The organism is Streptomyces sp. NPDC021012, assembly GCF_044333355.1.
In the GTDB taxonomy this organism is placed as follows: Bacteria; Actinomycetota; Actinomycetes; order Streptomycetales; family Streptomycetaceae; genus Streptomyces.
The window spans coordinates 62,189-74,617 of sequence record NZ_JBIRQU010000005.1 but is presented as its reverse complement, the minus strand read 5'-3'; the positions used below and the strand labels follow the sequence as shown (position 1 = coordinate 74,617).

Sequence of the window (12,429 nt, the reverse complement as noted above, 5' to 3'; positions counted from 1 at the left end):
GTCCTCCGCAGCCTGTGGATAACCTCGCCGACATGTACTCTCCGACGCCCGAGGACTGGCTAGAGGCCAACCGCGCCAAGTGGGACGAGCGCGTCCCGATCCACGCCGCCAGCGAGTTCTACGACCTCGACGCCTTCCGCGCGGGCAAGGACGCCCTGCGGGACTTCGAGCTCGCGGAGGTCGGTGACGTCACCGGACGCTCCCTCCTCCACCTCCAGTGCCACATCGGCCTGGACACCCTCTCCTGGGCCCGGCACGGCGCCTCCCAGGTCGTCGGCCTGGACTTCTCCGAGCCGGCCGTCGAGGCCGCCCGTTCGCTCGCCGCCGACCTGGGCCTCCCGCAGGAGCGGGCCGCGTTCGTCGCCGCCGACGTGTACGACGCCGCCGAGGCCGTCCCCGACCGGTCGTACGACATCGTCTACACCGGCACCGGGGCGCTGAACTGGCTGCCCGACCTCGACCGCTGGGCGGACACCGCCGCCTCGCTCGTCGCCCCGGGCGGCTTCCTCTACGTCGCCGAGTTCCATCCGCTGACCGACTCGCTCGACGACGAGACCGGCAGCCGGGTCGTGCACGACTACTTCGTCCGCGATCCGTGGGTGGACACCACCCCGGGGACGTACGCCGACCTCGACGCCGTCACCGTCCACAACCGCAGCGTGGAGTGGGTGCACCCGGTCGGCGAGGTCGTCACGGCGCTGGCGAGGGCGGGCCTGCGCATCGAGTTCCTGCACGAGCACGACGCCTCGCTCTTCCCCCGCTACGGAGCCCTCCAGCGGCACGAGGACGGCTACTACCGCTTCCCCGCGGACCGCCCCCGCATCCCCCTGATGTACTCGATCAAGGCGTCCAGGCCCGCCTGACCGTCCAGGGCCGCCTGATCCCGGTCACCACCTGACCGTCCGGCCCCGCCCGATCCCGGTCACCGCCTGATCCTGATGACGGCGCGCCCGCCGCCGAGGTCCACCGTCGAGTGGCGCGGCGGGGCGCCGTCCTCCTCGTCGTCGCGCAGCACGAGCGCGCTCTGCCGCTCCTTGAGCTCGTTCTGCTTGCCCTGCGAGAAGGTGGCGTGCAGCTGCTCGAAGCCCGTCGAGGAGACCGTCCCGGTGCGCTTGCCGCGTCCGGTCATGCGGAGGAGCTGGTCGGCGAAGGCGATCACGGTCAGCAGGATGACCAGGCCGGGCAGCGTCACGAACACGGCGAACTCCATGGGGCCATCAGAACACGCCCCGGGCGCCCTGTCAGGGGGTGGTGTCGGGCCGTACGTGATGGGTGCGGCGCCCGTCCGGGCCGAGGACCTGCGCGCCGATCTTGTGGGTGCGCAGCGCGACCGAGGTGCCGGTGATCCGCAGCGCCGGCGCGGCCCGCACGAGGGCCGCCGTCACGTCGTGGAGCTCCTCGACGGTCCGGAGCCACATGGCGAGGGCCAGGTTGTGCGGCCCGGTGACCGAGGTGACCACGCGGGTCTGGCGCAGCCGGCCCAGGGAGGCCACCGACTCGGCCACGTCCAGGGGCGGCACGTCCGCCGTGACCAGCGCCCACACGGGCCGGCCGGAGAAGCGCGGGGCAGGCAGGCAGTGGTGGTGGAGGGCGCCGACCGCGCCGAGGGCGTCCAGCCTGCGGCGTACGGTCGACTCGCTCGTGCCGCACTGCCGGGCCAGTTCGGCGGCGCTGCGCCGGGCGTCCCCCGCCAGTTCCGCGACGATCCGCCGGTCGAGCTCCGTGACGAGCGGGTACGCGCGCGCGGGGGTCCGGGTCCGCCGGTCGCCGCCGGTGATCTCGGCGAGCTGCTGCGCCTGCCCCGGGGTGAGCTGCTCGATCCGCGAGCGGTACGGGCGGTTGTGCAGCTGGGTGACGACCTGGGTGCGGGCCCTGAGCACCCCGGGGAGCCGTCGCACCCGTCCGGCGAGGTATCCGTCGAGGGAGTGCAGGTCCGGGCAGTTGACGAGCAGCACCAGGTCGGCGTCGCCGGTCACCTGGTGGACGCCGAGGGTGTACGGGTCGTCCGAGACCTCGCTCGCGGTGCTGTCGGTGGCACCGGCGGCGCATTCCAGCTCCACCCACGCGTACAGGGTGGCCGCGGTGCCGCGGCGGGCGGCGAGCATCGAACTCCAGGCGTACCCCCCGGAGGTGAGGGTCTCCCAGCGCCGGGCGAGGGTGTCCGGGCTCACGGCGAGGACGCCGGAGAGCTGGGTCCAGCTGGCGCGGGGCGCTATCTGCAGTGCGTGGATCAGCGCCAGATCCACCTCCCCCAGGACGGATTCCCTGGTATGCATGTGCCTCCTTGGTCGATCCCGGGGAAACCCTGGGTTCGGGCACGGGAAGGCCCCAGGATGTGGACCACAGGGCACATGCATTCAAGCCGCGAGGCAGGCTGATTTCCATGGGATCCGTCCTATGTCACAGGAGAAGGGCGGAGGAGTGACACGGGGGCTGGGACACATGTGGGCAGGAGAACCATCCGAGACCGAGCGCCTGTGGGGCGAGGACGTCGGCCTCGAACAGATCGCCGCCGCCGAGCGCGGCTACGAGAGCTGCGGCCCCGCCGAACAGCTCCTGTGGGAGCGGCTCTCCGTCTTCGAGGGCGCCTTCGGCCGGGAGGCCGTCCGCGAGGTCTGCGCCTCCGGCACGCTGCCCGCCGGGGAGGTCCAGGCGGTCCTGGACCGGCTCGCGCCCCTCGCCCTCCTGCCCGTCGACGACCTGTTCGACGGCGAGGACGGCCTGCCCCGCTACTGGATGCCGCACCCGATGCGGGCCGTCGGCGCCCGCCGGCTCACCGCGCGCGGCGACCGCTGGGCCGTCCTCCTGCACCACCGCCGGTGGTGCGTGAAGGTGGCCCGGCGGGCCGCCGAATGGTGGCAGCGGGGCCGTCAGATCGACGCCCGGGACCTGGCGCTGCGTGAACTCCCGGACCTGGCCGCCGCCATGGATCCGACGACCGCGCCGCTCTCGCCGAGCGCCGAGGCCGACACGGCCGTCGAGATCGCGGTGTCCCTGTGGTTCCTGTGGGTGGTCTGCGGGCGGATCGCCGAGGGCCGCGTCCGGCTGCGGCACGCCCTCAGCCTGCACTCGGGGCCGCCGTCCGCCCGTGCCCTGTGGCTCGCCGCCTTCCTGGAGCTGGAGTCGGGCCGCCCCGAGGACGCCGACCCGCTCCTCGCCCAGGCCTGGGCGGCGGCCGTACGGGACGGCGACGAACGCTGTCTGGCGCTCCTCGCCCATCTGCGCGGCTCGACCGCCCTCTACCAGGGGCGTACCCGCGCGGCGGCGGCCGAGTTCCGGGAGGCCCTCGCGCTGATGGAGGAGCACCCGGAGTTCGGGCCGTCCCGGCGGGCCTGCTGGGTCGGGCTCGCGCTCTCCCTGTGCCGCTCCGATCCGGAGGCCGCGCAGGAGGCGCTGGACCAGGGGGACCTGGACCGGGAGAGCCGGCGGGCCTGGGTGGGCCGTGACATGTTCGCCGAGGCCTGGGCGAACCACGTACGGGCCGAACTCGGCGCCTGGGACGGGGACCGGCAGCGCGCTTCGGAGTACGCGAGGCGGGCCCTGCGCGAGCACCTGCGGCTCGGTTCCGCGGTGGGCGCGGCCTGCGCGGCGGAACTCCTGGCCCAGTTGCGGGCGATGCAGGGCCGGCGCCGATCGGCGGCCCATCTCCTGGGCGCGGTAGACCTGTTGCGGACCTCGGTCTTCGACTCCTCGTACCGGCCCGCGGAGTACTGCGTGGTGACGCGGGCCCGCGGCGAGGAGGCCCTCGGGGCGCTGCTCGTCGACCCGGAGCTGCGGAGCGCCTACGAAGAGGGGGCGAGGCGCGGCCTGTTCACACTGGCGGGTGAGGGCTAGAGCCGGGCCGCCCGGGTTGTCCACAGGCGCCCCGCCGGTTTTCGGCCCGATGCCTACGATGTCCGCATGTTCGCCTTCGTCGTGGCTGCCTTGTTCCTGCTGCTCTTCGGGGTCGGTGTGCTGCGCGACCGGCGCCGCTTCGGCAATGCCGTGTACCTCGGCCTCGCCGTCACCTTCCTCGGTCTGGGTCTCCTCGCGGGGATCGACGACGCCCCGCCCGGTGTCGCCGAGACCGTGATGATCCTCCTGCTGCTCGTGCTGGGCCTCGGCCCGGTCGTCCTCGCCGGGCTGCTCTGCGCGAACGGCGTGAAGATGGTCCGCAAGGAGGGCAGACGCCCGGCCAACCTGCTGGCGCTGCTCGCCGGACTCGGCATGTTCGGGGTGATGGCCCTGACGGCGACGGCGGCCGCCACCCGCTCGTGGACCCTGGGCGTGATCGCCGGCACCACCCTGCTGGTGCTCGGCTACGTCTCGTTCCTCTTCCTCTGCTTCGTCGGCTACGCGTTCCTGTACGGCCGGATGCGGATCCGCCGCGACGCCGACTACGTCGTGGTCCTCGGCTCGGGTCTGATCGGCGGCCGCCGCGTGCCGCCGCTCCTCGCGAGCCGCCTGGACCGGGGCCGGCAGGTGTACGAGACGCTGGCCGCCCGGGGCGGGGACGCGCCCGTCCTCATCACCTCCGGCGGCCAGGGGCCCGACGAGGAGCTGCCCGAGTCGCATGCGATGGCCGACTACCTGATCGACGGCGGCTTCCCGGCCGGGGCGGTCGTGCGCGAGGACCGCTCGCGCACGACCGAGGAGAACATGCTCCTCAGCAAGGAGCTGATGGAGCGGGACAGACCCGGCTCCTCCTGCGTGATCGTCACCAACAACTTCCACGCCTTCCGGGCCGCTCTCATGGCCCGCCGGGCGGGGATCGACGGCCAGGTGGTGGGCTCGCCGACCGCCGCCTACTTCTGGCCCTCGGCGACGATCCGGGAGTTCGTCGCGGTCTTCCTCCAGTACAAGGTGGTCAACCTGGGGATCTGCCTGATGCTGATCCTGCTGGGCTTCCTGGCGTGGCTCATGCGGTGACTCCTCCGCCGGTCAGGGACGACGATCTCTCAGGGAGTGACGATCACTCGGGGAGTGACGATCGCTCAGGGAGTGACGATCGGGAACTGGGCGTCGGGCTTCGTCACGTACGAGAAGAGCCGGGCGAGCAGGGCCGGGTCGCCCTCCACCCCGATCCCCAGCTCCTGGAGGCTCTTCCCGGCGAGGAGGCCGAGCAGCTGGGCCTTCCCGAGGCTGAGGGTCAGTCCGGCGGGCGTCCGGGGTTCGGCGACCACCCGGTGGGTGAGGGCGCCGTTGTGCAGGGTGAGCCGGTGCCGCTCGCCCGCGTCCGTGGGGCCGTCGAGGAGCACCAGGTCGATCGTCAGGTCCTCGTCCCAGGCGCGCGGCCCGTCGATCGCGATGGCGATCGAGTCGATCAGCATGGGGACGGTGAGGGCCATCGCCATCTCGGGGTTGCCCATGTCGACCATGTCGCCCGTGACGCCCTGCCGGAGCTCCTGGGCGCCGCGCAGGTAGAAGTTCCGCCAGGTCGCGTTCTCGGCGCCGTACCCGAGCTCCTCGTACACCGTGGCGAGGGCCTGCTTCGCCTCCTCGTTCCCGGGGTCGGCGAAGACTACGTGGTTGAGGAGGGTCGCGGCGAAGCGCGGATCGCCGATCGCGAGGTACCGGCGGGCCTTGGAGATCGCCTCGGCGGGGCCGCCGGCCACGGCCACGTACCGCTGCGCGAGCTCCACCGGCGGGTGCTCCCAGAGGTGGGCCGGGTTGCCGTCGTACCAGCCGAGGTACCGCTGGTAGACCGCCTTGCTGTTGTGGTTCAGGGAGCCGTAGTAGCCGCGGGCGTGCCAGGCCTTCTGCAGGGCGGGCGGCAGCTCGATCCGCTCGGCGATCTCGGTGCCGGTCCACCCCTCGTTGAGCAGCCGGAGGGTCTGGTCGTGCAGGTACGCGTAGAGGTCGCGCTGCTCGGCCAGGAACCGCACCACGTTGTCGTGGCCCCAGGTCGGCCAGTGGTGGGAGGCGAAGCCGACGTCGTACTGCCCGTGGAAGTACTCGATCGCCTCGTCCAGGTAGTGGGCCCAGATCCGGGAGTCTCGGACGACCGCGCCGCGCAGGGTGAGCACGTTGTGCATGTTGTGCGTGGCGTTCTCCGCCAGGCACAGGGCGCGCTGGTCGGGGAAGAGGAAGTTCATCTCGGCCGGGGCCTCGGTGCCCGGCGTCAGCTGGAAGACGATCCGCACCCCGTCGACCGTCTCCTGCTGCCCGGTCTCCGTGATGTCCACGGTCGGCGGGATCAGGCTGATCGTGCCGGTGGAGGTGGCCTGGCCGAGGCCCACGCCGATCTGCCCGTCGGGGGCCTTCGGGAGGCCGACGCCGTACATGAAGCTGGCCCGGCGGGTCATCGCGGTGCCCGCGTACACGTTCTCGCTGACCGCGTGCTCCAGGAACCCGGCGGGCGCGAGGACCGGGACGCCCGCCTCGGTTCCGTGCGGGAGGACGCCGCGAACCCCGCCGAAGTGGTCGCCGTGCGAATGGGTGTAGATCACGCCGGTGACCGGCCGGTCGCCCCGGTGCTCCCGGTAGAGCGCGAGGGCGGCGGCCGCCGTCTCCACGGAGATCAGCGGGTCGATGACGATCACCCCGCGCTCGCCCTCGACGAGCGTCATGTTGGAGATGTCCAGGCCGCGGACCTGGTAGATCCCCGCGGTGACCTCGTACAGGCCCTGCCGTGCGGAGAGCTGCCCCTGCCGCCACAGACTGGGGTGCGCGGTGTCCGGGCAGTCGCCCTTGAGGAAGGCGTAGGCGTCGTTGTCCCAGATCACGCGGCCGTCCTCGGCCTGCACCACACCGGGGACGAGGGAGCCCAGGAAGCCCCGGTCGGCGTTCTCGAAGTCGGCGGTGTCCCCGAAGGAGGGCAGGGTGTCGCTCATGTGCCAGGTGCTCCGTTCCGCACGGGCGGTGGTCGGCGTACCGGTCCATCTGAACACCGGGGTACTACGGCCGCACTTCGGAGAAGCAGGAGCGGCGGGAGCGGCGGACCGTGCCTACGCTGGAGGTACGCGCCCCACCCCGGCGGTACGGAGGCGGCCCATGAGAGCGCGGCACCACTTCCACATCGACTACCTCGGGCACTCGGTCTCCGCCACCGTCCAGACCGGGCACACCCCCGTCGTCGAGGTCCTCGTCGACGGCAAGGAGACCGGCCACGCCACGTCCCGCGACGACCGGCCGGTCACCCTCGTGATCGAGCTGCCGACCGACCCGCCGACGCCGGTGACCGTACGGGCGACCCCGGGGCCCGGCGTACCGCGCTGCATGTTGCTCGCGGAGGGGGACGAGGAGCCGCACGTGATGGCGCCGAGGCTGTACTGAGGAGGGGCTCTGTACTGAGAAGGCTTTACTGAGCCGGGTGCGGCGCCCTACGACAGCCAGGCCATCCCGATGATCAGGAAGACCACGAAGGCGATCGCCCCGGCCACCGCCGCCGTCTTGCGCGGGCGGCGCCGGGAGAGCTCCGCGAGCGCGCCGCCGGTGCTCGCCGCCGGGCTCTGGCGCCGCCGGGACGCGGGCGCGGGGGAGCCGGGCCGGGTCGCCGGCGGCCGGTTCACGGGCAGCGGGGTCGGCGCGGGCGTGTGCACCGGCGCCGGCATCGGCAGGGGGGCGGCCCCGGCGGGCTGATGCGGTGCGTGGGCCTGGCCCGGGACGTGTCCGACGGGCTGGTGCGGTGCCGGGGGCCGGACGGGGGCCGCCCCGGGGTAGGAACGCCAGGCGCCGGAGGAGAACCAGTCCGCGATCGCCTGCGCCGAGGGCCGCTGCTCCGGCTGCTTGGCGAGCAGGCTCAGCAGGTACGCCTCGAACTCCGGCGGCAGCACCGCGCCGAGGCGGCTCGGCGGCACCGGCGGGGTGTCGATGTGCTGGTACAGCAGGGCCGTCGCCGTGTCCGCGCGGAACGGCGGGCGCCCGGTGGTCAGTTGGTAGAGCACGCAGCCCAGCGAGTACACGTCGGAGGCGGGCGAGGCGGGCTGCCCGAGGGCCCGCTCGGGCGCGAGGTAGAGCCCGGTGCCGACGATCTGACCGGTCGTCGTCAGCGCGGCCGAGGGGTCGTCGACGAACCGCGCGATGCCGAAGTCGGCCAGCTTCACCGTGCCCTCGGCGTCGACGAGCAGGTTCCCCGGCTTGATGTCCCGGTGCACCACGCCCTGCCGGTGCGCGGCCGCGAGCCCGGCGGCGGCGTGCGCGGCGACCACCGCGACCCGCTCGGCGGGCAGGACCATCGGCTCGGAGGGGCTCCCCTGGAGGCTGTCGCCCTCCACCAACTCCATGACCAGGAACAGCTTTCCGTCCCACGTGCCGAAGTCGAAGACGCCCACCACGTGCGGATGGCTCAGCCGCGCGGCGGTCTGCGCCTCAAGGCGGAAGCGGTCGCCGGCGGAGGGATCGGTCGACTGGGCCAGCATCAGCTTCACGGCCACGGGCCGCCCCAGCACCTCGTCGGTGGCCTGCCACACCTCGCCCATGCCGCCCCGGCCGATACACACATGAAGCCGATATCGGTCCGCGACCAGCACCTGGAGACCACCCTTTCGACGATCGATCAACCTGACGGAAGGGAACCAGCGTAGAGCCGCCCGCCCCCGCCGTTCGCCGCGCTCCCCCCTCCGGGCCCCGGAGCGGTGCACGACACCCGTGGTCCTGGTGAACGGAAGGTGTCCCCAGGCGGTTAGCATCGCGGCCCGGAGCGGTTTCCGGCAGACGGCTGCGGACAACGGCAGACAGCAGCGGGCAGCGGCGGACAGCTGCGGACAGCGGACATGGGACGGAGTGGGTCGTGGCGCGACCTCGTGTGGGTGTGGCGGTACTGACGATGGGCACGCGCCCGGCCGAGCTGCGGGCCCTGCTCGACGCCGTGGCGGGGCAGGACGAGCCCGCCGCCCGGATCGTCGTCGTCGGCAACGGCACCGGGTCGCTCCCGGCCCTGCCCGAGGGCGTCACCGGGGTCGAACTGCCCGAGAACCGGGGCGTCTCCGGCGGCCGCAACGTCGCGATCGAGACGCTGCGGTCCTTCGGCGACGTCGACATCGTCGTGGACCTCGACGACGACGGCCTCCTCGTCGACAAGGACGTCTTCCGCCGCCTGGCGGACCTGTACGACGGGGACCCGACCCTCGGCGTCGTCTCGTTCCGCATCGCCGACGAGACGGGCGAGACGCAGCGCCGTCACATCCCGCGCCTCGGCGCGAAGGACCCGCTGCGCGGCGGCGAGGTGACCACCTTCCTCGGCGGCGGCCACGGCCTGTCGATGCGCATGCTGGACGAGATCGGCGGCTGGCCGGAGGACTTCTTCTTCACCCACGAGGAGACCGACCTCGCCTGGCGCGCCCTGGACGCGGGCTGGAAGGTCATCTACGAGCCGAAGCTGCTGCTCCAGCACCCGAAGACCAGCCCGGCCCGGCACGCCGTCTACTACCGCATGACCGCCCGCAACCGCGTCTGGCTGGCCAAGCGCAACCTCCCGGCCCTCCTCGTCCCCGTCTACCTCGGCGTCTGGACCCTCCTCACCCTCGCCCGCACCCGCTCCCTGCCGGGCCTGAAGGCCTGGTTCGGCGGCTTCGCGGAGGGCGTCCGCCGCTCCTGCGGCCCCCGCACCCCGATGCGCTGGACGACGGTCCTCCACATGACCCGCCTGGGCCGCCCGCCGGTGATCTAGGGCCCCTGCCGGGCGGCCACCGCGGAACGGCGGCCGCCCGGTGGACCGTGCGTCAGATGCGGTGCACGGTGTGGAGCTTCGTGGCGTACGTGCCCGTGCCGTCCAGGGTGGAGGAGCCCGCCAGGTCCGCCATGGTCGGGCCGTTTCCGGTCTTGCGGCTGGAGAGGAAGCGGCGCTTGCCGTTCGTGTCCTTGCCCAGGTAGATGCCGACGTGGTCGACCGTGACGGTCACGTTGTCGTCGCCGGAGTCGGCGTTGAAGAGGACCAGGTCACCCGGCTGCAGCAGGGTCGCGGCGGGCGGGGTGCTGCCGGTCGTCTGGTCGATGCGGGCCCCCGGGGCGTAGTCCACCATGTCGCGGGACTTGCGCGGCAGCCGCGTCCTGGAGGTGTCGGCCCCGGCCGCCATCGGGACCTGGTGGTGGTAGCCGAACACCATGCGGGTGTAGCCGGAGCAGTCCAGGTTGCCGACCTGCTTGCTGGACGGGCCGGTGTAGGTGCCGTCCGGGAAGGTCCAGCCGAGGTTCATGTACTCGTGGAAGTCGGCGCCCTCGTAGCGGTTGCCCTGCGGGTCGAGGTAGCCGTAGCCGGCCTGGCCGAGGACCTGCTTGCCCGCCGCGGCACCCGCACCCGCGGTCACGGCGGGGGCGTCCGGGAGGAACATCGCCGCGTAGGCGAGGACGTCGGGCGCGGTCGAGCCGGCCCAGGCGCGGATCCGCGCCTCCAGCGCCGGAGTCCAGGTGCCGTCGAACGGCTGGTCCAGGACGCGCACCCAGTCGGTGTGGGTGACGGTCGGCAGGGTCTCCCAGGTGGCGGCGGTGACCTCGAAGCGGCTGACGGTGAGCTTGATCGGCAGGTTGGTGCAGCCGGAGTTGGCGAGGGCCCGGAGGCCCACCCGGCCCTTGCCGAAGGTGGCGTCGTCGACCTCGGCGGTCCAGGCGGCCGGCTCGGTGGTGTCCGTCCGCCAGGCCTTGGCCTGGATCCTGGTGCCTTCACGGCGGACCCGTATGGTCCAGTTGGTGCCGGCGGCGACGCCGGTGGCCAGGGAGACGACCGGTACCAGCTGCGTGACGGCGTCGGCGACCTCCTTCTCGACACGGAGCTCGACGGCGCCCGTGGTCGTGAAGGACAGCCGGGCCCGGTAGTTGTTGTGCGAGTCCTGGTAACCGAAGGACAGGGCGTACGAACACGCCTGACCGGTGGGCACCTTGTCGAACTTGGCCACCGACCGCACGTCGACGTCGGTGATCTCCCCGTCGCGGACACTCGCGTGGCGGCTCGCGTAGTCCGTGGTCAGGTTGATGACGCCGGCACCCGGGGTCACCGAGTAGTCGGAGGCGGCGCCGCCGAGGGTGGTCCACCCGCCGCCGCCGGGAGCGGTGCCCCAGTACACGCGGTCGGCCTCGGGAAGAGCCGGGTCCGGCAGGGTCCGCTGGAAGTCGTCCACGAAGGGCCGCTTGTTCTCGGTGAACGTCCGCTCGGGCCCGGGAAGCAGCACCGTGCGCGCGCCGTGCGTCAGCAACGCGACCCGCTTGCCACCGGACGTGACCTCGGTACGGGCGGGAGTACCGGCCAGCACGTTGGCGCTGAGCGTGCCGAGAGCGACGGAAGTGAACCAGTCGGCACCGAGGTCCGTGATGGTCACCGCGGAGCGGGGCGCGCCGAGTCCGGACGCGGGTCCGGCGAGCGGGGACAGAGCGGGCGCCGCCGCCGGCGCGCCCGCCTGCGCGGCATGAGCCGGACCGGCGATCAGGGACGACAGGGGGACCGCGGCGGCGGTGGCGGTCAGCGCGGCGAGCAGACTACGGCGAGAAGTGTCAGTCATGACCACATCATCCAGACGCCCGCCAACCCCCCTCGCCCGGGGCTGACCCCGGATCCCGAGGCGCCCCGGAAACCACTCAGGGGCCTGATCCGATGTCTCGGATCAGGCCCCTGATCAGGTCTTGCGGCTGTCGGGGTGGCGGGATTTGAACCCACGACCTCTTCGTCCCGAACGAAGCGCGCTGCCAAGCTGCGCTACACCCCGATGTCGCTGTTTCGGTCTTCCCGTCCCGGCGACATCGCTTACTTTAGCCCACGCGCGCGCTGAGGCGAAATCCGGTATTCGGGGGACCTCGGGGCAGGTCGGATGCGGTCCAGGCCGACGATCGCCAGACCGAGGGCGTAGAAGGCCGCGCCGAGGACGACGGCGTTGGTGAGGACGCCGGCGTAGCCGTGGACGGTCACGTCGAGGAAGGGGTACGTGTAGCGGGTCGGCGCGTCGGGGGAGATCAGCTCGCCGCGGACCAGGGCGAAGGCGAAGTAGAGGAGCGGGGCCGCGAGCCACTGGGCGGCGTGGCGCCACCGGAGGGCGCCGGGTGCCGTGAGCAGGAGGAAGTCGAGGGCCGTGCCGAGGGGGGTCACGGTGTGGAGGAGCTGGTTGGCGACGGCCTTCGCGCCGGTCAGGCGGGCGATCTCGGCGGCCTGGTTGAACTCGCTCGCCTCGTTGTCGAGGACCAGGTGGAAGACGAGGCCGACGACCGCGATGCAGAGCAGCACCCCGCCGGTCCACAGCGCGGGCAGCGGCGGGCGGCGGGTCCAGGCCCGGACGGCGCCGAGGCCGAGGACGGCGGCGACCAGGATGTTGGACCAGATCGTGAAGAAGCTCAGGACGACGAGCACGTCCCCGTACACGCACTCGATGACGATGCCCGTCGCCGCGGACAGGGCGATCAGACCACGGAAGGGCGCCCCCCCCGGGGGGCGGGCCGCCGGGGGGGGGTGGGGGGGGGCCGGCCCCGCCCCCCGGGCGCGCGGGGTGAAGTAGCCCACCCAAAACCACAGGGAGGGGCCGGCCCGCG

Annotated in this window: 11 protein-coding genes and 1 tRNA gene; 5 read left to right on the top strand and 7 right to left on the bottom strand. The window is 72.9% G+C overall.

Annotation, left to right across the window (positions count from 1 at the left end):
* Positions 1-32 precede the first annotated feature (32 nt).
* Positions 33-863, top strand: a complete 831-nt coding sequence (locus tag ACH4TP_RS17765) for a class I SAM-dependent methyltransferase (protein ID WP_389223031.1) — start codon at positions 33-35, stop codon at positions 861-863.
* Positions 864-922: 59 nt separating this feature from the next.
* Here the strand turns inward: ACH4TP_RS17765 and ACH4TP_RS17760 are convergent, their stop codons facing one another.
* A complete protein-coding gene (locus ACH4TP_RS17760) occupies positions 923-1,210 on the bottom strand; it encodes a DUF6191 domain-containing protein (protein WP_398438477.1) in 288 nt (95 codons plus the stop codon).
* A gap of 31 nt (positions 1,211-1,241) precedes the next feature.
* A complete protein-coding gene (locus ACH4TP_RS17755; RefSeq protein WP_398181557.1) occupies positions 1,242-2,276 on the bottom strand; it encodes an Lrp/AsnC family transcriptional regulator in 1,035 nt (344 codons plus the stop codon).
* 145 nt (positions 2,277-2,421) lie between these two features.
* Between ACH4TP_RS17755 and ACH4TP_RS17750 the strand changes: the two genes are divergently transcribed.
* Both ACH4TP_RS17750 and ACH4TP_RS17745 read left to right on the top strand, forming a co-directional pair.
* On the top strand, positions 2,422-3,834 hold the full coding sequence (locus ACH4TP_RS17750; protein WP_398181560.1) for a tetratricopeptide repeat protein: 1,413 nt from the start codon (positions 2,422-2,424) through the stop codon (positions 3,832-3,834).
* A 66-nt stretch (positions 3,835-3,900) separates the two neighbouring features.
* Positions 3,901-4,908, top strand: a complete 1,008-nt coding sequence (locus ACH4TP_RS17745) for a YdcF family protein (protein ID WP_389223043.1) — start codon at positions 3,901-3,903, stop codon at positions 4,906-4,908.
* Between the two features lie 65 nt (positions 4,909-4,973).
* Here ACH4TP_RS17745 and ACH4TP_RS17740 read toward each other — a convergent pair whose 3' ends face one another.
* On the bottom strand, positions 4,974-6,812 hold the full coding sequence (locus ACH4TP_RS17740; protein ID WP_398438476.1) for an alkyl/aryl-sulfatase: 1,839 nt from the start codon (positions 6,810-6,812) through the stop codon (positions 4,974-4,976).
* A gap of 160 nt (positions 6,813-6,972) precedes the next feature.
* On the opposite strand from ACH4TP_RS17740, the gene ACH4TP_RS17735 reads away from it, so the two are divergent.
* A complete protein-coding gene (locus ACH4TP_RS17735; protein WP_398181566.1) occupies positions 6,973-7,254 on the top strand; it encodes a hypothetical protein in 282 nt (93 codons plus the stop codon).
* Positions 7,255-7,301: 47 nt separating this feature from the next.
* Here ACH4TP_RS17735 and ACH4TP_RS17730 read toward each other — a convergent pair whose 3' ends face one another.
* The gene (locus ACH4TP_RS17730) at positions 7,302-8,450 is read right to left on the bottom strand and encodes a protein kinase (protein ID WP_398438475.1); all 1,149 of its coding nucleotides are present in this window, start codon (positions 8,448-8,450) and stop codon (positions 7,302-7,304) included.
* A gap of 260 nt (positions 8,451-8,710) precedes the next feature.
* Here ACH4TP_RS17730 and ACH4TP_RS17725 point away from each other — a divergent pair, with 260 nt between their 5' ends.
* Positions 8,711-9,589: a glycosyltransferase family 2 protein gene (locus ACH4TP_RS17725; protein ID WP_389223054.1), complete on the top strand. Its 879-nt coding sequence runs from the start codon at positions 8,711-8,713 to the stop codon at positions 9,587-9,589.
* A 52-nt stretch (positions 9,590-9,641) separates the two neighbouring features.
* Here ACH4TP_RS17725 and ACH4TP_RS17720 read toward each other — a convergent pair whose 3' ends face one another.
* The 3 genes from ACH4TP_RS17720 to ACH4TP_RS17710 form a co-directional block, all read right to left on the bottom strand.
* On the bottom strand, positions 9,642-11,411 hold the full coding sequence (locus tag ACH4TP_RS17720) for an NlpC/P60 family protein (protein WP_398438474.1): 1,770 nt from the start codon (positions 11,409-11,411) through the stop codon (positions 9,642-9,644).
* A gap of 130 nt (positions 11,412-11,541) precedes the next feature.
* Positions 11,542-11,615, bottom strand: a tRNA-Pro gene (locus tag ACH4TP_RS17715).
* Positions 11,616-11,653: 38 nt separating this feature from the next.
* A partial coding sequence (locus ACH4TP_RS17710; RefSeq protein ID WP_398438473.1) for a Pr6Pr family membrane protein occupies positions 11,654-12,429 on the bottom strand: 776 nt, incomplete at its 5' end.

Excerpts from the sequence above, each read along its gene's own strand:
- ACH4TP_RS17765 (WP_389223031.1), top strand. The coding sequence starts at position 33 with ATGTACTCTCCGACGCCCGAGGACTGGCTAGAGGCCAACCGCGCCAAG.
- ACH4TP_RS17760 (WP_398438477.1), bottom strand. The coding sequence starts at position 1,210 with ATGGAGTTCGCCGTGTTCGTGACGCTGCCCGGCCTGGTCATCCTGCTG.
- ACH4TP_RS17755 (WP_398181557.1), bottom strand. The coding sequence starts at position 2,276 with ATGCATACCAGGGAATCCGTCCTGGGGGAGGTGGATCTGGCGCTGATC.
- ACH4TP_RS17745 (WP_389223043.1), top strand. The coding sequence starts at position 3,901 with ATGTTCGCCTTCGTCGTGGCTGCCTTGTTCCTGCTGCTCTTCGGGGTC.
- ACH4TP_RS17740 (WP_398438476.1), bottom strand. The coding sequence starts at position 6,812 with ATGAGCGACACCCTGCCCTCCTTCGGGGACACCGCCGACTTCGAGAAC.
- ACH4TP_RS17735 (WP_398181566.1), top strand. The coding sequence starts at position 6,973 with ATGAGAGCGCGGCACCACTTCCACATCGACTACCTCGGGCACTCGGTC.
- ACH4TP_RS17720 (WP_398438474.1), bottom strand. The coding sequence starts at position 11,411 with ATGACTGACACTTCTCGCCGTAGTCTGCTCGCCGCGCTGACCGCCACC.